The organism is Flavobacterium lipolyticum, assembly GCF_020905335.1.
Classification (GTDB): Bacteria; Bacteroidota; Bacteroidia; order Flavobacteriales; family Flavobacteriaceae; genus Flavobacterium; species Flavobacterium lipolyticum.
Genome location: NZ_JAJJMN010000002.1, coordinates 1376768 through 1402452, shown reverse-complemented (window position 1 = coordinate 1402452; position 25685 = coordinate 1376768). Strand labels below are relative to the sequence as shown.

Below are 25685 nucleotides of genomic sequence, written 5' to 3'. Positions count from 1 at the left end.
TACTCAAAATAGACAACAGAAAAAAATAACTAATACCAAAAAATTATGATCAACAAACCTGCTCTTAGAAATCATAAAATGTTCTTAGTGTTTCTCTTTCTTCTTTTTGGATTTATAGCTAATGCGCAAGTCGGAATTGGGACAATAACGCCAAATTCCAGTTCAATACTAGATCTTACCTCTACTACACAAGGATTACTTACACCCAGAATGACAACTGCTCAAAGAACTGCGATCACAACTCCGGCTGATGGTCTTATAGTCTATGATACGGATTTAAAAGTTTTTTACTATTATTCAGCAGACAGCACTTCATGGATGCCGTTAAGTAGCGGAGTACAGGGAAGGATCAATTTTAAACGTATAAAATCTACAGATAATTTAGCCACTATTTTAGCTGATGAACTTGCCGCCGGAGGAGGTTCTAAGTATCTTTTGAATTCCAGTACATTATATGAAATTAACGGTAATGTTACTTTTAATTTTCCTATTGACCTAAATAATGCTTATTTACAGGGAGTGGATTCCAATCAAGATGTTATTATCAGATCATCAGGAAATATTTTTGAAGGTGCCAACGGAGGAACTATAAAAGGTCTAACTCTTCTTGCTCCAACTGGAAATGTGTTTAACCTTAATGGAGCGGCAACTCAAAACTTAATATTTCGAGATTGCATAGTGGCTAATTCCAATTCTGTAGGAAGCATATCTGGCTTTGGATTGGTTTTTTTAAGTATTATACAATTCTCAGGAAATACAAATGGAATAACATACAATAATATCACACAATTATTACTTAGTAATTTAGGATGGTTCAGTAATAATTCAGGCACTTATGAAAAACTAACCGGAACCTTTACTCTTGTGGAAAAGCAAGGAGGCTTCAGTCAGGTCAATGGTACTGCTATTGGATTTGATGTATCTTCAAATCCAACAATATTAGGAGATGGTGTCTTAGAATCGGTTGTTTTTACCGGCACCAACACAAGTGGATATGTAAAATCCTATACTGCCGGTACTTATACCGGATATAACTTTACCAATAGCTGGAGCGTACGGTCGGCCGGAATTCCTACCGAAACGGATGCCAGTGCTGTAGCCGATTTCACTATGGATTATCCTGTTGGCTCCGGTGCTTCTACAAGCTTTAATACATCGAATCCAAGTAATATTGTTAAAGTTAATGGGAATTCAACATCCTATAATTTATTTAGATTTTCCTTAGATGCACCAACAAATAATAATAACAGATTGAGATATATGGGAAAAAAGAAACGAATTTTTCAGGTTACAGGCTCTATTTCCTTTCAAGTATCCGCAGTAGGTACCTATATAATCTATATTGCAAAGAATGGAACAGCTTTAACACAGAATAAAATTTATGGAAGAGGAGTAGCAATAAATGACATTATAGTCCTTCCTTTAAATGCTTCGGTTGAATTATTAACAAATGATTATCTTGAAGTTTATGCTCAACGATTCACAGGAGGAATAACTGACGCTATAATTGTTCCTAATATGACATTAACTATTAAATAATTTTTTTAATTTGAATTAGTGTCATATTTTTATAATAATTTTTCATAGGTGAATATGCTTGCAATGTGCATTTTCGGCATTTAAAGTTCATTATTTGACCATTTTTCTTGTGAGTAGTTACTGTTTTTATGTCCTGTAAAGTAGTTTACCTTACGAAATACAAACCATTTTGTATAAGATTTAGGGAAATTGGTTTGCTTTCAAGTGAATTTGTAAGATAATTTTTTTAGATTTTTTATTTTGGAAATGTTTGCAAGTATTAATTATGAGGATTAAATGTTAAAAAGTGTTAATTCGACGAAGGTGTTCTTTGGATTGTAATGATTTAGGAATATAAATTTTGGCAATAGAATTTGAAAGCAAAAAGCCAAACGGTTGAAAATAAATTCAAACTAATATCATAGAAAAAAGTGCATCAAAATTTATCAATTTTTATGAAGCTCATTTGAAAAATCGGGGATTTAAACAATCACAATATATAAGCCCGATGAGAGATGCTGTTGATGCAGGATTAAAACCTACTAATCATACTGATTTTGTCGTTGTGCCGCTTGATCAGATGATGGTTTTATGGTCCGCGGTAAACAGAATTTCCAGAGGAGGAGAAACAGTTGGAGCTGACCAAAGGGTTACTCCGTATGAAGGCCTGCGGGCAATGACTATTAATGTTGCCTCACAGTATGATGAAACACACAGAAAAGGCAGTTTGACAGCCGGTAAACTTGCCGATTTAGTTATTTTAGATAAAAATCCATTAAAAGTAGATGGTATGAAAATAAAAGATATTAAGGTTTTGCAAACGATTAAGAATGGAAAATCAATATATAGAAGAGAATAAAATTTAGAATACATTTTAATGTTTTAAGTCAGATTATAGACCGAAATAGTGTAATTATTTGCAAATCTGGTTTGATATGAAATTTAATTATTACCAGAAAAAAAATGGATAAAAAGTAACTTTATGGTGGATATTTAATTTCAAAAAAAGGTACGCAAATTTATGGTATGCTAGGGTGTAATGTTGTGAACAATTGAATTTTATTCTAAACATAGGAATCTAAAAATTGAGTATTCGATAACGCTTTGTTATTTTAAACAAGAAGAAAATTTGAACTTAAAAAAAATTATAAGATTAATTTTTCAGCATCATTCAGCCTCAATGCTACATTATCCCAGTTTATAATATTGAATAATGCGTCAACAAAATCAGTGCGTTTGTTTTTATATTTAAGATAGTATGCGTGTTCCCATACATCAATTACCAAAATTGGAACCGCACCCCATTGGGTTAGTTTTTCGTGATTTTCACAATGAAGTACTACAAGACTGTCACTGTAGGGTTGGTAGGCGAGTATTCCCCATCCATTTCCGTCTACATTTTTAGATGTTGCAGCGATAAGCACTTTGAGCTTATCAAAGCTTCCAAAACTTTTTTCAATCCTTTTGAGCAGATTGCCTTTGGGTGCATTAGCTTTATTGGTAAGATTGGTCCAAAAGATAGAATGAAGAATATGAGAAGAAAAGTGATACGATAATTTTTTGGTCCAAAAATCTATTGTTTCTAGATTGTTTTCTTCCAATGCCTTTTTTATCATTTGAAGGTCTTTATTAGCTCCTTTTACAGCACCGCCATGGTGAAAGGCATAATGCAGGTGAAGTGTTTCTGCGTCCATATAAGGTTCAAGAAAGTTTTCACTATATGGTAACGTCTGCTGTATATAATTTCCGTTTGCGTCTACTAGTTTATCAATGGAATTACCTGCCAGATTATTTAAAAAAGCATTAGAGGATGGAATGGAAGTACTAAAGCTGCCGCGCCAAAAAGGGTGCTTGATTTTAAAAAGTCTTTTCTGTTCATATTATTACTAATTTAATGATTATTCCTAGAACAGCCGCTGCGACAATAATATAGGGTTCCTGAATTTTCTTTATATAAAGTAGTGCAAAAATTGTGATAATTGCTACTAGAGCCGTTGGAATGTCTATTATACTTCTTTTAGCTATAACCATTACAGATCCGACAAGAGCACCTATCACAGCCGCTGTAATACCTTCGACAAATGCTTTAACGGGTTTGTTTTGTGCTATTTTTTTAAAAGAAGGCGCCATTGCAATGGTAAAGAGATAGCAGGGAAGGAAAGTGGCTAGCGCAGCTACTAATGCGCCTAAAAAGCCATTGACCAAATATCCAATAAAACCAACCGTTATTACGACCGGACCAGGTGTAATCATAGCAACAGCAACCGAATCCAGAAATTGTTGCTCAGTAAGCCATTGATTTTCGATTACAACTCCTGAGTGTAGAAAAGGTACTATCGCCAGACCGCTTCCAAATACAAAAGTTCCTGCTTTAGCAAAGAAAACAGCAATTTTAGTAAGAGTAGAACTTTCATAGCTCGAAAACCCTGTTAGTAAAAAAACTAAAGAAAAAGAGTTTACAGTTTTGCTATTCCACCATTTAGGAGGCGCTTTAATTACCATGTATAAAAGACCGGCTGCAATAAATAAAAGGACTTGTTCCTGTTCTGTAATATAAGTAATAAAAACGGCAAGAATAAAAAAGAGCCAAAGCAGCCACTTAGATTTCATTGATTCCCAGTTCAGCTGCCCAATGGATTTTAAAGTAAGTTTATAAGAACTTAATGCTATAATTCCGATTACAGCTGCTCCAACTCCGTAAAATACTGCCTGAATCCAGGACAGGCCTCCGTAGAGTTTATAAATGATCCCTAATAAAAGGACCATTAAAAAAGAAGGCAGAACAAAGGCAATTCCAATTAATGTCGCACCAAGAAAGCGGTAATGTACAAAACCAATATAAATTCCAAGCTGAGCCGCCAAAGGCCCCGGAGCAAGCTGAGCCAGAGCGAGTCCTTCGCGGTATTCGTCCTCTGATATCCACTTTCGGTTCTCAACCAGATCTTTGTGCATATAGCCCACCAGAGCAACGGGACCGCCAAAACCTGTAGTACCAAGCTTTAAAAAATAAAGTGTTAATTCCCGTAATGTATATTTGGGATTTTCGTTCATGATCTGTAAATTAAAATGCAATTCCAAACTGAAACCCTACTGTAAAAGAAGCGGGATGATTATTACCAAAGTGGATGGGCAGGGGGATTGCGGCAAAGTAGCTGCAATTGGTGCTTTTTATTATTGTTTTATTCAAAACAGGCGTAATGCCATATCTTCCGGAGGAGTCAAAAGCAGCCCTTCCTGCAAAAGTATATCCGTGTCCCAAGGCTACCAGAATTCCGGGATGAAACAATATGTGAGTTACTTTACTGGTACCCTGATCGTCCTTTATATTGGGAACTACCTCAAAAGAAAATCCGATTTTCTCGTTTTTCCAGATATTGATTCCGGTTGGAAATCCTACAGCGTAGTAGTCTCTGAAATTTACTGCAGTTTCATCTTTATTTAAGGTTACCAGAAGATGCAGTATACCAAAATATCCTGTGATTTTAGGATACGTAGTCTGAGAAAAGCAGGGAAGACTAAATAGTAGTAGAATAGAAAGGTACAGGAATCTTAAAAGCATCGATTTTGTTTTTATAAATTATAGAAACAAAATTACAAGCATTAAACTTCCCTAAATAGAATGCGTTTTACGTTTTGTATATGGATTACTTTTTTTGGATTTTTTTTCTGTACGCCGACGGATTCTTTCCGGTTTGAAGTTTAAAAATTCTTGTAAAATGGCTTTGGTCTGAAAATCCGGTTCTATAGGCAATCTCCGTCAAAGTATAGGTAGTATTCTCAATAAGATTTACCGCTTTTTCAATCCTTTGTTTTCTGACATAGTCCCCGAAATTTAAATCTTCAAAATATTTAGAAAATTCTCTCGACAGGTAGGATGGGTTCAAATCGAGTTCACCCGATATTTTTTTAAGGTCGAAAGTAAACTGAGCATCAATCTGGTCCTGAATAAGATTTTTGAGGTCTTTTACCCAGGATGGTGTTTTTCCGGTTGTTTTTTTGTCTTTAAGAAACTTGTTGTAAACTTCGTGTAGCAGGTTCTCAAAGGGACTGTTCTTCAGATGTTTCTGTTTATATAGATGTGAAGCCCACCTGTAAAGTGCGTCATAGAGCACCATTCCGGTTTCAAGGAGTTTATAATCATCGGTAATATTATGCGAAAGTCCGGCAGACACCGCCCAGAGTCCGGCAGATTCTTTTGCAATTTCATGACGATCGGTATCAGCCCCGCGTACAATTCCTGCCATGATGGAAATAGCGGGATCTTCGATTTTATATTTTTTTACAATATAATCGAAGGTGCACTGCTCCTGATAATGTGTGAATTCAACATTTGGAATATCAAAAGGAACGGCATTTAATTCTTTTGCTTTGTCCAGAACCTGATCAAAAGGGACGTAAATAAATTCAGCCTCAGGATCTACAAAATTTCTAATAAGCCATGGGCATGCAATTCGGTCTATTTTTGGCCTTTCTCTGGTGATCCATTTCATAAATCAATTGTTTTTTAGAATACGTACTAAGGTACATTTTTTTATTATTTAAGTATCAGTTAGTGAGAATGTGCAAAGGAATGAAATTAGTTTTTTGATAAAATTTATAAAGAATTAGTTTAAAAAAGCATGTTTAAGTAACTGGAAATTGATTGTGAAATTCCTCTATTATCAAATTGCGAGACCAGAATGTTTTATACGCTTGTTATAAAAGTTTTCTATATAGTCTGAAATAGAGTCTTTCTGCTTTTTCTTTTGTGGCATAGGTGTTATGGTAAACTCATTCGTTTTCCAGTGTTTTGAAAAAACTCTCGGGTACGGTATTGTCAAAGAAGTTTCCCTTTCAGCTCATGCTGCAGGTTATCTGTTCGATACCTTCCAATAAAGAAGCAAATCACAGAAATGGATATTGTGTGCCTCTTCTTTTAGGTTATCGCTTAAAGGCCAGCCGATCATTTTTGGGAAAAAAGGTCTATTACCATGGTGGGATACAGACATCCTTCATCGGTTTCTATATAAGCTATGCCCGAAACTCATACTTCATTGAGGTCTATTGCTTTAAAATCGTACCCAAGTATGTTCTGCGCAGTCAGATATCTATGAGCAGAGTTTGTGATTTTTCTGAATCTCATTTTTGCGATGCTATGCAGATGATTTTCCGTTTTGTTTTTAGCTACAAACGCCCAGAATGCTTTAATGTCGATTACCGATAGTTCTTTGGCAATTCTGGGGCTCACATACCTGCACTGGCTCCAATGATAAATCCTGGTAATTAAGCTCCCGGGTCACATCTATAACTTTTCCACAATGGGTGCTTATCGAAGCGGTCAGCATCTTAAACTCTAACGTGGACTTTTATCTGTTTTTTTTTCATAGCTATAAAATTTAGAGAGTATTATTTTTTTAATCTTTAGAATTATAGGTCAAAAAAACAGGTAATTTACCTCTTTTTATGTTTTTTTTCAGAAACCACCTTAGTTTTTTGTGGCAAAATTGGAGGCAACGCCAAAATTATAGGGTAACTTCAATTTAATTTTTATATCTAATCGCTAATTTTTGAACCAGATTTCTTTAATTCTTCAGAATTCGTATTGGAGCAAAAAAATAAAGTCCTGAAATTTTCAGGACTTTATTTTTTACAAAGTTTAAAACGATAATCTTTCAAGTATTTTAAGATTAGCTTTTTGATTTAATTTGTTTTTGTAGTAAACTGAAATTATCTATTTCCGTTTTGTGCTGTAATTTTTCCTAGTTGTAATCTGAAATCCGGTCTTTTAATGTTGAATATGTCCACAAAAGTTTCCTTATTATCACTTTTCGAATAGACATTAGAAAATAAGCTATTACCATACCAATGTTCTAGGTCTTCTTTATTTCTGTTTCCTTCTGTTAAGATGTTTCCGGTACACAGGTTAAAAAACATTTCTTCAAATTTAATTCTTTTCAGATTAGCAGAATTAATTTCCGTTTTACTGTCTAATAAAACTGCTGGATTAAACCCCGAAATTACACTGCGTTTCATTTCGAGAGAAGCACCTTCTGCTACATAAAGTGCTTCTTTAACTAAACCTGACTGTATATCGGTATTGATATTCTCACTGTCATTTAACAATGTTATATTAGTTGCCGAAACAAAAGTTTGTTTTTTGGTAAAATCTGTTTCATTTTTGTTTTCATATAATTTTACTTCCATAGAACGAGAGCCATCTTTGTTACTTGACAAGTAGGAAGATCTTGCAGCCAGCGAATTATACAAGCGACATTGAACACCCTGTGTAAATTTATAATCATCATTAATTGATTTGTATGAAACAAACTTGACAGCATTTACATCACCACCATAGAAAGCAAATGAGTTGCCACCGCAATAGCTTACCATTATATTTTCTAAAATGGTCTTGCTGCCAACACCCGCAATTGTGAGTCCGTTGAAAGTAGCAACATTCTTCAGGTTTTTGCCCGCAAATTCGATTCTAACATATCTTAAAATTCCCGAATTTGAAAAAGTATTATCTCCGCCGTAAGTTGTTAAAGAAGGGTCAAGATCTAAATTATAAGAACCAATATTTCCAAATTTATTGGTTGGAGCATCGCCTAGAATTACTATGCCTCCCCAGTCTCCTGCTTTTTTAAGACCGCGGTTCGAAGTAAATACAATTGGGTCAGTTTCTAAACCATCAGCAATAAGTTGTGCACCTTTCGTAATTACAAGCGTTCCTTTCGTCTGGAAATCACCAATAATTAAAGTTCCGGGTTCAATGGTTAAAACAGCATTGTTGGTTATATAAACGTTTCCTTGTAAAACATATATATTCCTTTTGAGTAACTTAGTATTAACAGAAATATTTCCAGTTAAAATTTGGTTAGGTTCTCCATACTCAACTTTATGAGGCTTAAATTCTGACCAATTGGACAACCAGTTTGTATAACCAATTATTCCTTTTTCCTGTTGGGCATTAATACTTGCTACTGTGAAAAGAACGCAGATTATTTCAATAATTTTTTTCATGTCAAGTTGTATTTTATTAGTTTTTATCCTTGTGTTTTTTGAAACTATTAATATTTTATTTGATATGTTTAGTTTTTTCTATTAATACAGAGGCACGCTTTAAGTCTTTAGAAGAGCTTTAAATACTTTTAATAATAGAATGCTAAAACTATAAGATTTGTTTTCTAAAGCGATGTACACTAAGAAACAATATAGCTTGTAAAAAGAACATCAAAAAGAATAGCAGAAATTCTAAATTTAAATTAGTCAGGACAGTCTCTAAAAAAAATGGTAGAGGTGTAGATAAGTATGTCGTTGAATTTGATAAACAGATACAACACCATAGGATAGGCGATTTTTAGAAAACTTAAAACGTATTAACTTGGTTAGATAAGGCGTATTTAAAGTACTGTTTTCTGAAGCTGTAGCACGATACTTAATCTTCTTTTTAATTTTTAAATGAACATCTGCATCTTTTAAGTACTTTAAAGTTAATGTTGAGACAAGCTGAATTTTAGCAGAGATAAAGTTATTCTCGGATTTAAATTTCTCGCCACCGAACACATATTTATTAAATTCTTCTCTACTAACAAAAGAAAGAAGGAATAGTAAAATAACACTTAAAAATTTAAACTGTTTCATGCGGAGTATTTGAGAATAGAAAATTATCTGAACGGATAAAATTTATACCAAAATATTACAAATATAACAATTTTAAAGAATTAATCATTTTAAATAATTGAAAAGATTAAGAAAAATTAGGTGATACAATAGATGTTGGGAGTAATTTCTATCTAAAATTAACAGATAATGATAAGTTTATAGTGATATCATATAAAAAGTAAAGCAACAATCTTTTTTATAGGTTTCTCATTCACGCTAGAAAAAACATCATTCATGACATTAAATTTTTCGTTCATGACATTTTTGTTATTATTTATAGAATCAAACAGTAGTTTTATTTTGGAAACAAAATTTTACGATAGTTTTTAGGTAATTTTTTTAAATATAATTTAAAATAGGTTTGATTGAATGATTAATCAAATTGGATTTAGAAAGATCATAAAGAAGTAGAGTAAAAAATCTTTTTTATTTTTAAAATCTGGTTATACGCAGTAGTTTACATAATGTAAGATACAAATAATTCGTATATAAAAACAAAATTATGAAACATAAACATACAGAAGGATTACAGTGTTCGTGTTGTAGTCCATTATGGAAAATGCTATTACCCAATACAAATGGGATGGCTATTATGACTGATAAAAACAATGAATTAGAAAAACATCCATCTTGTAAAAATCTTATTTTTCGTACTGGAGTAAAAGAAGATAGTACAGGTAGTAAGCAAGTTGGATACATTCAAACCCTAGAAGGAGGAAAAGATGTAATGGTAGAAGCCATTGCCATATCTGAAGGTAAAATTGTTGCAACAGGGTCTTACAAAACTGTTGTCGCACAAATGCCACCAGGAACTTCGGAAAGAATTATTGATGGCGGAAAAATTTTATTACCTGGATTTATTGAACCACATCTTCACATTATATCCTCCGCGGTTTTTAAAAAAGCTACGGATGTTAGTCCTTTTAGCGGGCAAGATTTAAGATCCAGCATAGCTGAAACAGAAGAAGGTAAGTACAGTCGAAGGTGGGTATTAGAAGAGCTAAAAAAGAAAGTAACAAACGACAAGAATGTATGGATTATTGGTAGAAATGTTGATCCTGCTTTATTTGAGGGCTCAGATAAAGAGTTTAATGCAAAAATTTTAGATCTAGTATCAACTATACAACCTGTTTTTATCTTGAATTCTTCTATGCATTTGGCATACATTAATACTGTTGCAGTAACATTATTGAAGAGTCAAATACCTAAAATAAGCACTAATGGTGTTTTAAAAGAAGTTGAAGGAATTGAGCCTGTTTTAGCAGTTGTGGCCAAAAGTTTACATATAGATCCCATTCTTGCTTTAGAAAAATTAGCAGAGGAAGTTAAAGAAATCTTTAAAGAAGCCAGTAGAAGAGGAGTTACTTATATGTTTGATTGTGGAATAGAGCCTTATGATAACAGCCCTAACAGAGAAGTATTAAATCTTAATCAGCCCCTTTTTTTAGATTTTTTAGCCCATCAAAAAAGTTGTCCCGTTCGTATAGGTGGTGCTTTAGTAGCACTGTCATTAGAGAAATTCAATACTGTTATTGAGGGGAAATACAAACCTAATAAAGGTAACAATAAGTTCAACTTGGCATATATTAAACTCATTGGTGATGGTTCTAACCAAGGACTTACAGGTTATCAGTATACGCCTTATGCTTGCGATGCAAATTATAAACCTTATGATATGGTTTGCTGTCACAGCCAAAACAATACTGGAGTGTTTAATTTTGGTTATCCACTAGAGTTTAATGCTTTGGTTAGTAAAGCGAAAGTAAATAACTGGCCAGTGATGATTCATGCCAACGGGGATCATGCTATAGATCGAACAATCAATGCGTTTAAATTTGCAGGAATAAATAAAAGCACTATAAATATTAGAAGAGACCGAATAGAACATGCTTCTTTATTGACAGATAAAAATTTGAAGGACATGCAAGAATTAGGGCTTTCTCCAAGTTTTTTAATAGGACACGTAGGTTATTGGGGGTGGGTTTTTCAACAAACCATTTTTGGAAAAGAAAAAGTAAATCTTCTTGATAGATGCCAAACCGCTTTAGAGAATGGCATGCGAATAACTCTTCATAGCGATAATAGTGTTACTCCATTGGGACCATTGCGTATGATGGAACAGTCAATTGCAAGAGTGATGGAAGGTACTCCTAAAAAAACAGATTATCAGGTACTTAACGAAGTGGAGTGTATTACAAGATTTCAGGCATTAAAAGCTATGACTTACGATGCTGCTTGGCAATGTCATGCAGATCAATGGGTAGGCTCATTAGAAGTAGGGAAATGTGCCGACTTTGTAATCTTATCAGAATCACCTTTAACTTACTTCAATAAAGAAGGGTTGAATTCTGTTGCAGGGATGCGAAATATACTTGTGTTAGAAACATGGAAAGATGGGGAAAAGGTGATGGACATACAAGGAGATTTATAATCTTTTTGACAGTTAACGTTGCTGTACCAAATATGGAAAAATATAAGCTATTTAAAATTATAAGACACTAGGCAAATCCAAATACTATGGAGGAACATTTATCCAATCAAATCAGTCAAGACAGCCAAACAGATCTTAATGTCTTAACTGCTCAACTTAAAATTTACAATAACACAAATCAAGTCTTAACTAAAACAAAAGATTTAGAGAAGAATAAGTATTACTTAGATTTTCCTGAAAAAATTGATGCCCATAGTGAGGTAAAATTATGTCTTAAAAATGAAGTAAAATATAAGAAAATAGATATCTCTGTTTATTATCAAAATGAATACGGTACTGTTGAACTTAAAATATACAAGACCTCTAATCTATTTGAATCTAGAGTTAGTGTTATTGTAAAAAATGATTTGATAGGTGATGTTATACTTCTAAAGAATACAAAATTCGAATTAGATACAAAAGTGCTTATAGCCGAGAGTCTTGTATCAGTTAATATGAGAAATGTGTATCATTTTCTGAATGAACTGAAAGAACATATTAACAGAGATCAAATAGAAATGGGGGGAGGCAATTTGTTTGATATGATTAGTTACGCAAAAGCATGTCAAATTTTTAATACAAGGTTACAGCTTAGGCCTTTTGCCATTATTTATTGTATTTCAACCGAAGAAGTTCAGCGGGTTTACAAGGGAGCGATGAGTAATAATTTAGCAATCCGAGTAAGGTCAGGAGGACATGATCATGAAGGTGAATGCTCGGGAACCGATACTATTTTGATTGATTTATCAAGAATGAATATGGTAGAAGTTGATAAGAAGAGTGGAGTTGCGACTATTGGACCTGGTAATCGATTTGAAAGATTGACCACTTTATTGGCAGAGCAGCAAGTAATGATTCCGCATGGAACTTGTGCAACTGTTGGAATTGCAGGTTTTACATTTGGGGGTGGATGGGGGCCTTGGACACGCTCAAAAGGAATGTGTTGTGAGCGATTGGTAGGCGCAACAATCGTACTTGGCGACGGGAGTATTAAAGAATTGTCAGAAGATGGTGATCTCCAAGCCAGAGAATTATTATGGGCATTAAAAGGTGGAGGTGGTTTTAGTTATGGTATAGTGACTGAGCTAAAATTACAAACTTTTGAACTGCCAAGCGAGCTTATTAGATTCGAGATAGAATGGAATAAATATGAAACTGACTTTGACACAGAACGATTAAAAATAGTGCGCAAAAATAGGGTGCCAACGATACAATTCCTAAAAGAATGGGAAGATGTAATCAATGCAAATAGGAATTTAGAAAGTAATGCAAATTATTTGAATTTGAATAAAAAGTTAATCGGTACTAATTTGAAAATTTCAGCTATACCAGCTATTGAAAATTTTGATGCAAACACAGTGGTCCATAATTGCGTGATGTATGGTTATTGGGAAGGAAGTGCGAGCGATCTCTCCAAGTTTATTGAAAAGAGTTTCAAGAATCCACAAACCTACGATTTTATAATTACTGATATCGCAGGAAAGCAGGCAGGCAAAGCCTATGGAGCGAACATGATGAGTAACTGGGATAGAGAATCTTTTCATACTATAAAACAATTATTAAAAGGGGAAGTTCAAGGTAAATTATCAAAAAGCCGTCCTATATCTCCGGATTTAGAAAACCCCGCACCTCACAAAATCACTTCCTGCCTAGTAGATACTCAAGGTCTAGGGCCGAAGGGGCATGAAGCCTTGTTACGTAGCTTGACTTCTCCATTGATATTAGATGGAAATAGAGAGATGGGACTGTTTACTTACATCACTTTAGGTGCTATTTCGGGCATATTTTATCAAGATGAAACAAAAGAATTGGAAAGCGCATTTCCTTACAAAAACAAGCAATACACGATTCAATATCAAACCTGGTGGAACGAATCTTTGGAAAGAAAAGAAGAAGGGAAAAATAATTTTGTTTATGACAGAATCAATCAAGCATTAGATTGGATGCAAGTTTGTCGAGATTTTAATATTCCAAATACATCTGGTGCTTTCATTAGTTTTAAAGACAGTTCCATTCCTACAGAAGTTTATTTTGATACCAGTTATGAAAGATTAAAAGAGATTAAAAAGAAATATTCTAGAGATAGCCTCAATCATTTTAGAACCAGAAAAACAATTATTTAATAGTGAAAAGAGTCAGTATAGCTGTTTAAGACTTTGAGTAGAGTTAGAAAAGAAATATCTATTTCTTGATATTTGTCAATAATAATTCATAAGAAGAAATTCAAATTTGCATAAAAAATAAAAATGCTAAAAATCAAACTTTACCTAATTTTAATCATCTCCATTATAGTTGCTATTCCTATTATTAATTCTTGTTGTAGCACTTTAACAATCCCTAAAATACCTTTGGAAAGAACATTAAATTCTCAAACCGTTAATAAGAATATACAATTTTCTATTATTGAAACCGGAACTGTCATTACGCAAAAAGCATTTGCGTTTAAAGGAGGAAGTCTTTTTAAAAATCATAAAATAGTACATATGCGGTTTGGGTAAAACATACAAAAGGAAGTTTTCTATTTGACACAGGGCTTGGAGAATCGTAACTTAATTGAACTGCTTTCTCTTTGAAAATGCAGTCGTAATTTTTAAGATTTTCTTTCATGCTTTAAAGTTAAGATTTTGTCCTTAATTAGGACTCCACGATAAGTTAGCACATCCAGTTGTTAGTTGTATGTTTGTAATGAATTTTAGAGAAGGGAGAGGTGAGTATTAACTGTTGTAGGAATTACTAAAACCCTCTGAATACTATAATAATTTTTGGCTTTTTCTTTTCTTGAAATTTAAAAATTGTTAAAAAATCCCATACTAGGCAGTATAGGACTTTTCGATTAAATTCAAATCTTCCAAATTTAAATTTGTTTAGGGGCAAAACTACAGTAAATATAGTGAAATTAATTTATGGTTTTAAAAAAAGTATTGTAATTGTATCAAGATCGATGAAGTTACTGCTTTATTTAATACATAAGTAACTTAATATTTTATTCAATCAATAAATAATAGTGTGTGCTATGTTTGGGGAAAGATTGATTTTAAAACAGTTGACAGCAACAGTAATTTTCAATTCAGACTTGATCAATCAAAATTATAGTTATTATTAGTTATAATAGGTGTTATTTTTTTAGTAATATTTGAACTTAAGTCTGTTAACTTTTGATCTTCCACAAAAAAAAACATTTTCCTAATTTTTAGACACCTTTTTGAGTTCATTTATACTGCTCACTTTGTCCAGAATATCCGCACTATGAACATAATTACTTGGTTCTTTTGAATCTTTATATGTGGTTGCAAAACAACTTTTGGTGCAATACTGTAAATACTATCTCTATTACCAGTTACAAAATACCATTTATTAGATATTCTGTCACTTTAGTATAAGCTTTAAGTCTTTCGACAGTATCGTGTTCTGAGTCTATAGTGTGTGATAGGAATAGTATGTTTGAATTGTTTTTGTAAATTCTATAAACACTTGTTAGCGGTTCGTTCTTTTTTATGTTTGATTTCATCATCAAATACATTATTGGATTCTAACTCAATCATTAGTATTGAAATTCAGGAAAATGTTTTAATGTTTTTTGGATTTCAAAGTCGTGTGCAGGTATAACTACTAAATTTGTATCTAATTTCATTAAGGTATGTATCTTTATAATGGTTGTATCTAGTTTATTTTTATCGTAGTCAACTAATTTACTTGGTATTCTATTTTTGGATGATGGTCTTTTAAAACCTTCAATAGCCCAAGTGACATCACCTGTAAAAAAGTATCTTTTTTGCCCATTGATAAACATTCCTATTGAACCAAGCGTATGTCCAGGCAGTTTTACAAAAATCACACTTCCGTCGCCAAAAAAATCGCAAGATTCTTCAAAAAATTCGTATTTATTTTTTTCAAAATTAAGAAATTTCCATTTTGTAGATTTGTTGTTATATTGAGATTTTATAAATGCTGGCGAAAAGGATTTGTTTGATTGTGCAAATTTTAGCTCTTCTTCAGTAGTATAAATATCCGAATTTGGAAAGTCATTAATCCCACTTGCGTGATCCCAATGCAAATGGGATAAAATAATAGTTCTTATTGAATTATTATTTAACCCATTTAATAATAATTGTTCTTTGACACTTTGTCCCTTTTTATACTTAAACATTAGTTTATGAAAGAACGACATTCCCTTATCAAATTGAATATTAATACTATCTCCAAGTCCTGTGTCAAATAAAAAATCGCCATTAGGGTGTTTGACCCAAACAGAAATATGTGCAATTTTAAGGTTTTCAAACAAGCTACCACCTTTAAACGCAAACGCCTTTTGTGTTTTTGCTGTTCCTGTTTCAATGATTGAAAACTGTACTTTATTATTTGTCCTTGTATTAAAAGCCCTATTTGTTTCTATTTTAGAAACCTCTAAAATACTATTACAAGAGTTTATGGATAGAATTGATACAAAGACTGAAGCCATTACGATGAGAGAAAGTGTATTTTTTTTCATTTTGCTTTTTTTTTAGCAAAATTGCAGTACATTTCACTGCTTGGCATTGACAAATGTCAAGAAATAGAAATTTCTTTTCTTACCCTGCTCAATGTTTCCGGAGTAATGCCCAAATAACTTGCGATATGTAGTTGTGGAACTCTTTGGACAATTTTTTTTTCATATTTTTCAATAAAATATAGATACTTCTCTTTTGCTGATTTCGACTGTAAGTAAATCATCCTTTCTAATACACATAAATAGTTTTGTTCTGCTAAAATTTTTCCAAATTTTTCAAATTTAGGATAGCTTTCGTATAGATTGTTTAATTGTTCAAATGTAATTGAATACAATGTACTTGACTCAAGAGCTTCTAAATATTGGATTGATGGTGTTTGTGTGATATAGCTAGAAAAGGAAGTTATAAATTGTCCATTACAAGCAAAATAGGTATTTATTTCTTTCCCATCAGATAAGAAGTAAGTTCTCAATAAACCTGATTTTACAAAATATAGCTTTGAAACTTTTTGATTAATCTTTATAATTATGGTATTTGTTTTAATCTCTTCTACCTCCAATTTAGATTTAATTAAGTCAAACTCTTCATCAGCCAAACTCATAAATTGACTTAAACTTTGTCGAATATCATTCATTAATTTTTATTCTTTATTATTTTTTTACTTCCGTCTAATATATGTGTAACTAAACAAACGTTAATTATAAAATCTTAATTGATAACTCGTTTTCAGTTCTTTAGGTTCAAGATTTATTATTTTATTCTTTTTTGTACCTGAATTATTCATCATTTAAAGATTTAATCCTTTTTTCGTGCAATTTGGCTAGTCAATTTAAGATAGTCTGGTTAAATATTTTTTTATTTCTAAGAACACACATTAGCCTAATGGTAGAGACAAATCTATAAAATCTATATCAAACTGAAAGATATCTGGTGTTATTTATATTGTACTGGTAGATAAATTTGGCCATACAGTAGATTTTCTTTTGACCAGAAAAAGACAGAGAATGAGTACTCAGTTGTTTCTAATTAAAGCAATTAGTCATAACTACAAACCAGAGTAATAAACATTGATAAAAGTGATTGTAATACTGCCGCTATCAAAGTTTATAACAAACGCTCATTCACAAAGATTAAGATTCGACAGTGTAAAATATCTCAATAATATCGTCGAGTAGGACTATCGTTTTATAAAATGGAGGGTACAAAATGGTTTGGGTTTCAAAAATTTTGAATCTGCGAAAAGAACCTTGGGTGGGATCGAGGTTATACATATGTTGAGAAAGAATCAGATGTTTAAGCCTGAAAAAATTATGTTTAAATCATTTTGCAAATTGGCTGCATAATTTTCGGACCTCTGATTTTTCTTAGATTTATATTGCGGATGTGACAGAATCTTATTAAAACATCGGATTTTAACTTTAGGAATGTCAAAATTATTTAAAACTTTTCTTATTTTTATAAAAAAAATAGGATATGTTTTAGTTTTACTTGAAAATAAAAATCTGTCTAATATGTATAAACCTGAAGTTCCTAAAAATGAAGCTTTTAGATTCGAAGCATTAAGCAGTTATAATATACTAGATACCCTCCCAGAAGAAGAGTATGATTCCTTAACCAAAATAGCGGCCCAAATTTGTGACGCCCCTATTGCATTGGTAACATTAATAGATCAGAATCGACAATGGTTCAAATCACATCATGGTTTAGATGTAACCGAAACACCGAGAGATTTTGCTTTTTGTGCACATGCAATAAATACGCCTAATGAACTTTTTATTATTCCAGATGCCTCTAAAGACCAAAGATTTCATGATAATCCATTAAGTATAAATGCTCCGAACGTAATATTTTATGCAGGTGCTCCTTTAAACACCAAGGACGGTTATTCATTAGGTACTCTCTGTGTTATTGATAGCAAACCAAGAGAAGGTCTTACATATAGTCAGCAAGAATCATTAAAGGCATTGGCAAACCAAGTGATTTCTCTATTTGAACTTCATAAAAAAAATAAATTTTTGGAAGATTTGAATGATGAGATTATGAAAAAAAATATACGGTTGAGCCAATTTGCTCATCGTCTTAGTCATGATTTAAAAGTTCCAATTCGAGGTGTAAATTCGTTATTAATTTTTATAAAAGAAGATTATAATACACTCATCAAAAACACAGAGATAGAGGCCTGGATTGATTTGATTTATTCTAGAAATGAATACATGGATTTCTTGATTAATGGCATTTTAGAATATACGAAAGTTAGTAACGATCAAATTCATTTTGAAGATTTTAATGTCGAAAGTATTATTCAATATATAGTTGATAATGGTGCTTTATATGTTCCAACTTATATTCACTATAGGAATTGTAATACCATAATAAGGCATTCAAAAATAGGTTTTGTTCAAATTATTCAAAATCTTTTATCAAATACAGTAAAACATACTGATAAACAGGAATGTAATGTTTGGATATCACTAACAGAAAATGAAACTAGTTGTTTTTTTGTCTATGAAGATGATGGACCAGGCATACCAGAAGAATACTGGGAAAAAGTATTTGAATTATTTGAAACGGTTAGTTCAAAATATGAGAAGAATGCCGGTATTGGCTTGTCAACAATAAAAGCCATAATAGATAGAGTAGGAGGTACTATCTATTTGAAGAATAGAGAAGCCAATAAAAAAGGTGCTTGTTTTTGTTTTACTTTACCCAAAGAGTACAACTGCTAAATTCTATACAGATCATAAAAGATTAGGATGGAATTTTTGTCGCAACGTTTTATGCGTCTATAATAAGCATTTATGTTTTTTTCTTTAATGAAAGTAGAATAGAAAATGTTTTTGTAGTAGAAAAATAGCACTTCACTAGAATTACATCACCTTTACTGATTTTAATTGGCATAAAAACTTAGGGATTTTGGAAAAAAAGGGGTGTCATATTTTTGGTACTTAGGAAGTTTTTTTTGAAAAGGTAGGCGATTTCAAAATTGATTTTTGTAAAGAAAAAGTCAACAAAAAATGGCAACGTAATTCTGGAAGTTGCTGCAATAATGGAACAATATTTTAGACGAGTTCACAAAAAGATCTTGTTTGATATTCTAACTTGTTATAATTAATATCGGTTTTGGTACTTATAAAATTTCAAAAATGATATTCAATCACTATTGAGTGCGAAAAAATATTGAGGTTTAAAATTGTTTTAATTTTATTTTTATAATGGATTACCTGCATAAATACTATTCACCGACACTTTTTTTCCAGTTGTCTACACTTTGTTATGATTTGACGAAAAAGAATCTTTACTCTTACGTTAATGAAATACATTTGAAATTGAATAAGTATGCATTAAAATTTAAATAATAAGAAAAATGGCAAAATCATTAAATATACTATTAATAGAAGATGATGTAATTGAAGTGATGAAATTCAATAGAGTGCTAAAAAGTTTAGAACTCAATCATCGAATCATCGAAGCAGATAATGGTGAGGAAGCGGTTAATGTATTGAAAATGAAAGAAATAATTCCGGATATTATTGTTTTAGACCTCAATATGCCTAAATTAAACGGAATCGAGTTTTTGACTATCTTAAAAGCGGATGATGTGTTAAAATACATACCAGCAATTATCTTAACGACTTCTAACAATCATAGGGATGTTATGGAGTGTTATAAAATAGGTATTGCGGGCTATGTTTTAAAACCACTTAAATATGAGGATTATGTAGATAGAATAAAAAAACTACTTGATTATTGGAGTACAAATGAATTAATTTCGCAGTAAAAAAATATCACGATTTTTTAAATTTAGTCTTATAGAAAAAAAAATAACGTTTTTTGTTAATCTGCTTTTTTTTAATTGAAAACGATTTGAAATTTAAATATTTAATATTTTAATAAAAATAGCACTCCTGAAGTACAATTCTGGTAAAAACGAGTAATTAGAATTTGAGGTCGTTTTAGTAGTTGGCTTAGCTGTTTTCTGGTGTTAAAAACATTCCAAATAGGATAGTGTTGCGAGGATTAGATTATGTACAAATAAAATTTTAAAATTAAAGGAGGTAGAGGTATGGAAAATTCTCAATTTCATTTTGATAGTGAGACATTCAATAGGTTTTTCCCTTTTTATGTTCTGCTCGATCAAAACTTACTTATCCAAGATAGAGGTAGAAGTTTAATCAAAATTCTTCCTGACTTAAAAAGCAATGACTATTTTTTGTATTCATTTGCCATCACCAAACCATTTTTGGAAGAGCTAAACAGTGACAACTTTTATAAGATCACAAATCAATTGGTCATAATCAAATCACTCAGGAATGAAATCTTGCTCCGAGGGCAATTTGAAAAATATGGTAATGGCTATTTGTTTTTAGGCAGTAATTGGCTTACTTCTGATAAAAATTTTGAAGAAAAAAAACTCTCTCTTTATGATTTTGCTCAGCACGATGCATCATTAGATTTATTTGATTTAATGTACAATCGTGATAAGTCTGATGCCGCATTACAAAAGTCTTTGACTATAATACATCACGAGGAAAATGAATTAAAAGTGGACAATAAGGAAATTGATGATAGAGAACTATTTCCTACTCAAAATCAGGATCTATTAATTCGGATTGATTTTGAGGGGCATTTATTAAAAATGAATCCAGCAACTCAGAATTTAAAAAGACTTACATACCATGGAATTAATTATGAAATTAAGGATTTTTTCAAGTTCATCGTCCATAAAATAGATAAAACAAAAAAAAGATGGATGTTTGAAGCGGAGAGTAATGGTAAGTGTTACTCCTTTGTTTGTAAAAGTATGCAGGAACAGTACTATGTGAAGATCTATGGACGTGATATTACAGAACAAAAAAGAAATCATGAGGAGCTAAATAAGCTGTCCATGGTAGCAAAAACAAATAAAAATGGCATTTTATTTACATATCCGGATGGAAAGATATTTTGGTGTAATGATGCTTATCTTAAATTGACAGGATATGAGAAAGATGAAATTATTGGTAAAACACCTTTAGAGGTAGGTTCAGATCCTTTATCGGATAAAGAGGAAATCCGTAGAATGATCAGTGCTTTTTACGATGGAAATGCTTTTGAGGTAGAAATTTTGCATGCTAGAAAAAATGGAAGTACTTTTTGGTCTAAAACGGTCGGACAGCCCATTCTAGATCCCTCCAAAAAAGTGATTCAATATTTTGCAATGATTGAGGATATTTCAGAAGTCAAGCAAAAAGAAGAACAACTTTTATTACTGTCCTCGATAGCTGATAAAAATATAAGTGCAGTCATTATTTGTGACAAGTCAGGTAAAATAGAGTGGATCAATAGTAGTTTTACCAAAATGACTGGTTATTCTAAGGAAGAATTGATTGGTCAGAGTCCAGGTCATTTATTGCAAGGAGAAGCAACTAATCCAGACACCATTACCTATTTAAAAAATCAAATAAAACAAGGACTTCCTTTCACTTGTGAAATCTTAAATTATACAAAATTTAAAGAAAAATATTGGGTTAGAGTGCAGGGACAGGCACTGCATAACAAACACGGAGAAGTGATTAAGTATTTTGCTATTGAAGAAAATATAAGTCAGGAAAAAGAATTCAATCAACAGCTTATAGATTCTGAGAATCGTTTGACTTCGTTAATTACCAATCTTCAATCTGGTATTTTATTAGAAGATGAGGATAGAAAGGTTCTAATTGCCAATAAACGCTTTTGTGATTTATTTGATTTTAAAGGAGAACCAGAAGAGATGATAGGTTTTGATTCAAAAATGGCCACTGAGGAAAATAAATACTTTTTTAAAAGACCAGATGAGTTTATTGAAAGAGTTGAAGAAATTTTAAGAAACAAAAAAAATGTATTTTCTGAAGAAATTGAACTGGCCGATGGACGCGTGTATGAAAGAAGCTTTATTACTATATCTAAAGGGAACAAAAATGACGGTCATTTATGGAGCTTTGAAGACATTACAATTAAAAAAAAGTATAAAGAAAGCCTGGAAGCAGAAAAAGAAAAATATCGAAATATTATTGCCAATATGAATATGGGTTTATTGGAAGTAGATAAGGATGATATAATACAATTGGCTAATCAGTGCTTTTGTGATATGAGCGGTTTTTCTTTGATTGATTTGTTAGGCAACAAAGCATCTGAAATTTTGCTGCATCCTGAAGATAAAAAATTAGTTACTTTTAAAAATAAAGAGCGTATTAATGGGAAGTCAGATTCTTATGAAGTAGCCTCTATTAATAAGAAAGGAGAAACAAGGCATTGGCTAATTAGTGGTGCGCCCAATTACAATGTCAATGGTGAAGTAATTGGTTCAATAGGAATACATCTAGACATAACTAAACAAAAAAACCTGGAATTACAAAAAGAGGAGTTGCTTAAAAAATTAGAAAAACAGAATGAGCAGCTCAATGATTATGCTCAAATTGTATCACATGATTTAAAGTCACCGCTGCAAAGTATACATTCTCTGGTTACATGGATCAAAGAGGACAGTGATAAAGAGTTTAATGCACAAACAGTTAAATATCTCAATATGATAGAAGACAAAGTGGAGAAAATGGATCATTTGATTGAAGGAATTCTAACATATTCTAAAGTAGATGATATAGAAATGATTACTGAAAGCATCAATTTGAATCTTGAAATAAGTAAAATAATTGATATTATTCATATACCAAAAAACATTCAGGTTTTGGTAAAAAATGAACTGCCAACAATTAAGGCAGAACGATTTAGAATGCAACAATTGTTTTTAAATATTATAAGCAACGCGGTAAATTATATTGACAAGCCTCTGGGAATTATTGAAATAAGTTGGGAAGAGGAAAAAAAGCACTATGTTTTTGCAATTAAAGACAATGGACCCGGTATTGCTCTGAAGAATCAGGAAAAAATTTTTAAAATGTTTCAATCTTTTAGTTCTAATAAAAGATCAACAGGTATTGGATTGTCTATTGTAAAAAAAATAGTCAAAAATTACAACGGAAAAATTTGGATTGAAAGTGAACTTACTAAAGGTACAACCTTCTTTATTAAATTACCAAAATAGAAACTATGAAAATAATTCAAGCGTATAAAAAAAAGAATAAAAATTGGGAGTATCTGAAAAAGGAAGGGGAATTAAAAAATCCACTTGTACTTGTTTTCGGAAACAGAATGCAATTAGAACGTCTGGAAGTCATTGAAGCGATTAGAAAGGAGTTTCCTTACGAACATCTGGTATTTGGTTCTACAGCAGGCGAAATTATCGATGCAAATGTATTTGATGATTCTATCGTAGTTACTGCTATAGAGTTTGAAAAAAGCAGCTTTGAAATTAGAACGGATAATATTTTTAATTACAAAAAAAATGCGAATACTTTAGGGGATTCTCTTTATCAACAGATACCGAAAAAAAATTTAAAGCATTTATTTGTACTTTCAGAAGGAAGTTTCGTAAACGGAAGTTCGCTTATTGAGGGGTTTGAAAATTGTATTCAAAATAAAGTTTCTATCTCGGGCGGTATGTGTGGAGATGACGCGAAATTTGAGAAAACGTTGGCTTCTTACAAAGAAAATCCAAAAGAAGGAGAAGTTGTTTTAATTGGATTTTATGGCGAGACTTTAGAAATTTCGTTTTCGAGTTTTGGAGGATGGAGCTCTTTTGGTCCCGAAAGAATTATTACCCGATCAGAAGCCAATGTATTGTATGAGATAGATGGACAACCTGCTTTGGATTTGTATAAAAAATACTTAGGAGACAAAGCCAATCAGTTGCCGCAAGCTTCTTTGTTGTACCCTTTAAACGTTACTCCTGAAGGCAAATTGCAAGCTGTTGTTCGTACCATTTTAAATATTAATAATGATGATCAGTCCATGATTTTAGCTGGAGATGCGCCCGAGAATGCCAAAGTACAGCTCATGATGGCTTCAGTAGATGCTATCGCAGAGGGAGCATCTCAAGCGGCCATTTTAGCAATGAAAAATAGAAAGAATCATCCACAACTTGCTTTACTAGTAAGTTGTGTGGGAAGAAAATTAGTTATGAATCAAAGGGTTGAAGAGGAAATAGAGCACGTTCAGGAAATAATAGGAAATAAAGTAGCGATTACTGGGTTTTACTCTTATGGCGAAATGGCTCCATTTAGCGATAATACTTTTTGCGAGTTGCATAACCAAACAATGACTTTAACTCTAATCAGTGAATAATGAATACGCTACTAAAAAGGCAAATTGTCAAATTTATAAACCCTGAGCATTTAAAAGATTTAAAGTATTTTTTGCAGGCAGTCAATGAATCTTATGATAATCATGAGGATCAGATGAGTATGTTTCAACGTGCGATGAAAATTAGTTCCGATGAGCTTTTTGAAGCCAATAAAAAACTGCGAGAGGAAGCTAATAGTTTAAAAGAAATAAATTCAAATTTGACAGAGATTTTAAATTCTATGAATTTGGATGCCGAAAAATTGGGTAATGAAAAAGATTTTAATCAGTCTGATTTCTTAAAAAAGCAATCCATAGAAATTGTGGCAATGAACAAGCAAAGAGAAGAATTGTTGTTAAGTTTAGAGAACCAAAATAGAGAACTTAACGAGTATGCTCATGTAGTTTCTCACGATTTAAAAGCGCCACTCAGGAATATAGATACTCTTATTAATTGGGTTCTTGAGGATAATAAAGACCTAATGAGGCAAAGTTGTTTAAGTTCGCTTAATCAGGTATTACTTAATGTGGAAAAAATGGATTTGCTCATCAAAGGAATTTTAGATTATTCTACTGTAGACAAAGTAGAATCAGAAGAAAGGTTAATTGACTTTAATCTGGTGATTGACGAAATTAAGAGAGAAATTCATACTCCGAAAAATATTAAAATTTCAATAATTAATGATTTACCAAAAATAAAGGGAAATAGCTGGCGATTCAAGCAATTAATGCAAAATTTAATTGAAAATAGTATTCACTATAACAATAAGGCTCAAGGTCAAATTGAAATTGGCTGTACAGAAAAAGAGCAGGATTTTGAATTTTATATCAAAGACAATGGGGTAGGGATTGCTGAAAAATACCACGGCAAAATTTTTAAAATATTCACGAAATTAGAAAATAACAATCAAAATTCAGGAGTAGGGCTTTCTATAGTTAACAAAATTATAGAGTACTATAAAGGTTCGATCCGGCTTGAAAGTAAAGAAAACATTGGAACAACATTTTATTTTACCTTACCTAAAAACTATGGAGGAGCCTAATTTAAATTATATTGACCAACTTTGTGCAGAAGACGATGAGTTTAAGCAAAAAATTATTACTATTATTAAAAAAGAACTTCCGCTTGAAATAACCGCATACTATAAAAGTATCGAAAGCAAGAATTACAAACTTGCCTCAGAGGTTATTCATAAATTAAAACATAAAATATCTATTTTAGGTCTTGAAAAAAGCTACGATCTTGCACAAGAATATGAAAATCATTTATTAAAAAATGGCACATTTGAATCTGAAGGTGAATTTGCACGTATTTTACAGTTAATGCAAAGTTTTGTAAACGACTTGTAAAAAAACATAGTTTTCTAATGGTA

The 25685-nt window shown here is 31.9% G+C and carries 19 protein-coding genes; 11 read left to right on the top strand and 8 right to left on the bottom strand.

Going from position 1 to position 25685, the window contains the following annotated elements; all coding sequences use genetic code 11:
• Positions 1 to 45: 45 nt before the first annotated feature.
• Complete coding sequence (locus tag LNQ34_RS22360) at positions 46 to 1539, top strand: hypothetical protein (RefSeq protein ID WP_070905708.1); 1494 nt, start codon at positions 46 to 48, stop codon at positions 1537 to 1539.
• Positions 1540 to 1984: 445 nt separating this feature from the next.
• Positions 1985 to 2377, top strand: coding sequence for an amidohydrolase family protein (locus LNQ34_RS22355; RefSeq protein ID WP_255664656.1), 393 nt, complete (start codon positions 1985 to 1987; stop codon positions 2375 to 2377).
• Between the two features lie 286 nt (positions 2378 to 2663).
• Here the strand turns inward: LNQ34_RS22355 and LNQ34_RS22350 are convergent, their stop codons facing one another.
• The 6 genes from LNQ34_RS22350 to LNQ34_RS22325 all read right to left on the bottom strand — a co-directional run bounded on the left by LNQ34_RS22350 (position 2664) and on the right by LNQ34_RS22325 (position 9138).
• Positions 2664 to 3212, bottom strand: coding sequence for a superoxide dismutase (locus LNQ34_RS22350; protein WP_230001321.1), 549 nt, complete (start codon positions 3210 to 3212; stop codon positions 2664 to 2666).
• A 181-nt stretch (positions 3213 to 3393) separates the two neighbouring features.
• Complete coding sequence (locus LNQ34_RS22345) at positions 3394 to 4569, bottom strand: chromate transporter (protein ID WP_070905732.1); 1176 nt, start codon at positions 4567 to 4569, stop codon at positions 3394 to 3396.
• 10 nt (positions 4570 to 4579) lie between these two features.
• Positions 4580 to 5077 carry a hypothetical protein gene (locus tag LNQ34_RS22340; protein WP_070905711.1) on the bottom strand — a complete coding sequence of 166 codons (498 nt, stop codon included), beginning with the start codon at positions 5075 to 5077 and terminating at the stop codon, positions 4580 to 4582.
• Between the two features lie 85 nt (positions 5078 to 5162).
• Positions 5163 to 6008, bottom strand: coding sequence for a chromate resistance protein ChrB domain-containing protein (locus LNQ34_RS22335; protein WP_070905678.1), 846 nt, complete (start codon positions 6006 to 6008; stop codon positions 5163 to 5165).
• A 1216-nt stretch (positions 6009 to 7224) separates the two neighbouring features.
• Positions 7225 to 8517: a hypothetical protein gene (locus LNQ34_RS22330; protein ID WP_230001320.1), complete on the bottom strand. Its 1293-nt coding sequence runs from the start codon at positions 8515 to 8517 to the stop codon at positions 7225 to 7227.
• 258 nt (positions 8518 to 8775) lie between these two features.
• Complete coding sequence (locus LNQ34_RS22325) at positions 8776 to 9138, bottom strand: hypothetical protein (RefSeq protein WP_070905714.1); 363 nt, start codon at positions 9136 to 9138, stop codon at positions 8776 to 8778.
• A gap of 523 nt (positions 9139 to 9661) precedes the next feature.
• Between LNQ34_RS22325 and LNQ34_RS22320 the strand changes: the two genes are divergently transcribed.
• The 3 genes from LNQ34_RS22320 to LNQ34_RS22310 all read left to right on the top strand — a co-directional run bounded on the left by LNQ34_RS22320 (position 9662) and on the right by LNQ34_RS22310 (position 14127).
• Entirely contained in the window at positions 9662 to 11590 is a 1929-nt protein-coding gene (locus tag LNQ34_RS22320; RefSeq protein WP_070905715.1) for an amidohydrolase, read from the top strand.
• 86 nt (positions 11591 to 11676) lie between these two features.
• Positions 11677 to 13752: an FAD-dependent oxidoreductase gene (locus LNQ34_RS22315; protein WP_083342442.1), complete on the top strand. Its 2076-nt coding sequence runs from the start codon at positions 11677 to 11679 to the stop codon at positions 13750 to 13752.
• 123 nt (positions 13753 to 13875) lie between these two features.
• Entirely contained in the window at positions 13876 to 14127 is a 252-nt protein-coding gene (locus LNQ34_RS22310) for a hypothetical protein (RefSeq protein ID WP_070905716.1), read from the top strand.
• Positions 14128 to 15170: 1043 nt separating this feature from the next.
• Here LNQ34_RS22310 and LNQ34_RS22305 read toward each other — a convergent pair.
• Together LNQ34_RS22305 and LNQ34_RS22300 are read right to left on the bottom strand one after the other, a co-directional pair.
• Positions 15171 to 16118 carry an MBL fold metallo-hydrolase gene (locus LNQ34_RS22305; RefSeq protein ID WP_230001318.1) on the bottom strand — a complete coding sequence of 316 codons (948 nt, stop codon included), beginning with the start codon at positions 16116 to 16118 and terminating at the stop codon, positions 15171 to 15173.
• A 56-nt stretch (positions 16119 to 16174) separates the two neighbouring features.
• A complete protein-coding gene (locus tag LNQ34_RS22300) occupies positions 16175 to 16750 on the bottom strand; it encodes a Crp/Fnr family transcriptional regulator (RefSeq protein WP_070905718.1) in 576 nt (191 codons plus the stop codon).
• A gap of 790 nt (positions 16751 to 17540) precedes the next feature.
• Here LNQ34_RS22300 and LNQ34_RS22295 point away from each other — a divergent pair.
• The 6 genes from LNQ34_RS22295 to LNQ34_RS22270 all read left to right on the top strand — a co-directional run bounded on the left by LNQ34_RS22295 (position 17541) and on the right by LNQ34_RS22270 (position 25662).
• On the top strand, positions 17541 to 18842 hold the full coding sequence (locus LNQ34_RS22295; RefSeq protein ID WP_230001316.1) for a sensor histidine kinase: 1302 nt from the start codon (positions 17541 to 17543) through the stop codon (positions 18840 to 18842).
• A 638-nt stretch (positions 18843 to 19480) separates the two neighbouring features.
• Positions 19481 to 19894: a response regulator gene (locus LNQ34_RS22290; RefSeq protein ID WP_070905719.1), complete on the top strand. Its 414-nt coding sequence runs from the start codon at positions 19481 to 19483 to the stop codon at positions 19892 to 19894.
• Between the two features lie 285 nt (positions 19895 to 20179).
• Complete coding sequence (locus tag LNQ34_RS22285; protein ID WP_230001315.1) at positions 20180 to 23176, top strand: PAS domain S-box protein; 2997 nt, start codon at positions 20180 to 20182, stop codon at positions 23174 to 23176.
• Between the two features lie 5 nt (positions 23177 to 23181).
• Positions 23182 to 24315 (top strand): FIST signal transduction protein, encoded by a 1134-nt coding sequence (locus LNQ34_RS22280; protein ID WP_070905721.1) that lies wholly within the window; start codon positions 23182 to 23184, stop codon positions 24313 to 24315.
• Positions 24315 to 25355: a sensor histidine kinase gene (locus LNQ34_RS22275; RefSeq protein WP_070905722.1), complete on the top strand. Its 1041-nt coding sequence runs from the start codon at positions 24315 to 24317 to the stop codon at positions 25353 to 25355. Before LNQ34_RS22280 ends, LNQ34_RS22275 begins: the two co-directional genes overlap by 1 nt.
• Positions 25342 to 25662, top strand: coding sequence for a histidine kinase (locus LNQ34_RS22270; RefSeq protein ID WP_070905723.1), 321 nt, complete (start codon positions 25342 to 25344; stop codon positions 25660 to 25662). Before LNQ34_RS22275 ends, LNQ34_RS22270 begins: the two co-directional genes overlap by 14 nt.
• The last annotated feature ends 23 nt before the right edge of the window (positions 25663 to 25685 follow it).

Coding starts and splice junctions, on each gene's coding strand:
- LNQ34_RS22275 (WP_070905722.1), top strand. CDS start 24,315: ATGAATACGCTACTAAAAAGGCAAATTGTCAAATTTATAAACCCTGAG.
- LNQ34_RS22335 (WP_070905678.1), bottom strand. CDS start 6,008: ATGAAATGGATCACCAGAGAAAGGCCAAAAATAGACCGAATTGCATGC.
- LNQ34_RS22270 (WP_070905723.1), top strand. CDS start 25,342: ATGGAGGAGCCTAATTTAAATTATATTGACCAACTTTGTGCAGAAGAC.
- LNQ34_RS22300 (WP_070905718.1), bottom strand. CDS start 16,750: ATGAATGATATTCGACAAAGTTTAAGTCAATTTATGAGTTTGGCTGAT.
- LNQ34_RS22285 (WP_230001315.1), top strand. CDS start 20,180: ATGGAAAATTCTCAATTTCATTTTGATAGTGAGACATTCAATAGGTTT.
- LNQ34_RS22290 (WP_070905719.1), top strand. CDS start 19,481: ATGGCAAAATCATTAAATATACTATTAATAGAAGATGATGTAATTGAA.
- LNQ34_RS22330 (WP_230001320.1), bottom strand. CDS start 8,517: ATGAAAAAAATTATTGAAATAATCTGCGTTCTTTTCACAGTAGCAAGT.
- LNQ34_RS22280 (WP_070905721.1), top strand. CDS start 23,182: ATGAAAATAATTCAAGCGTATAAAAAAAAGAATAAAAATTGGGAGTAT.
- LNQ34_RS22345 (WP_070905732.1), bottom strand. CDS start 4,569: ATGAACGAAAATCCCAAATATACATTACGGGAATTAACACTTTATTTT.
- LNQ34_RS22360 (WP_070905708.1), top strand. CDS start 46: ATGATCAACAAACCTGCTCTTAGAAATCATAAAATGTTCTTAGTGTTT.
- LNQ34_RS22340 (WP_070905711.1), bottom strand. CDS start 5,077: ATGCTTTTAAGATTCCTGTACCTTTCTATTCTACTACTATTTAGTCTT.
- LNQ34_RS22320 (WP_070905715.1), top strand. CDS start 9,662: ATGAAACATAAACATACAGAAGGATTACAGTGTTCGTGTTGTAGTCCA.
- LNQ34_RS22325 (WP_070905714.1), bottom strand. CDS start 9,138: ATGAAACAGTTTAAATTTTTAAGTGTTATTTTACTATTCCTTCTTTCT.
- LNQ34_RS22350 (WP_230001321.1), bottom strand. CDS start 3,212: ATGGACGCAGAAACACTTCACCTGCATTATGCCTTTCACCATGGCGGT.
- LNQ34_RS22295 (WP_230001316.1), top strand. CDS start 17,541: ATGTCAAAATTATTTAAAACTTTTCTTATTTTTATAAAAAAAATAGGA.
- LNQ34_RS22305 (WP_230001318.1), bottom strand. CDS start 16,118: ATGAAAAAAAATACACTTTCTCTCATCGTAATGGCTTCAGTCTTTGTA.
- LNQ34_RS22315 (WP_083342442.1), top strand. CDS start 11,677: ATGGAGGAACATTTATCCAATCAAATCAGTCAAGACAGCCAAACAGAT.
- LNQ34_RS22310 (WP_070905716.1), top strand. CDS start 13,876: ATGCTAAAAATCAAACTTTACCTAATTTTAATCATCTCCATTATAGTT.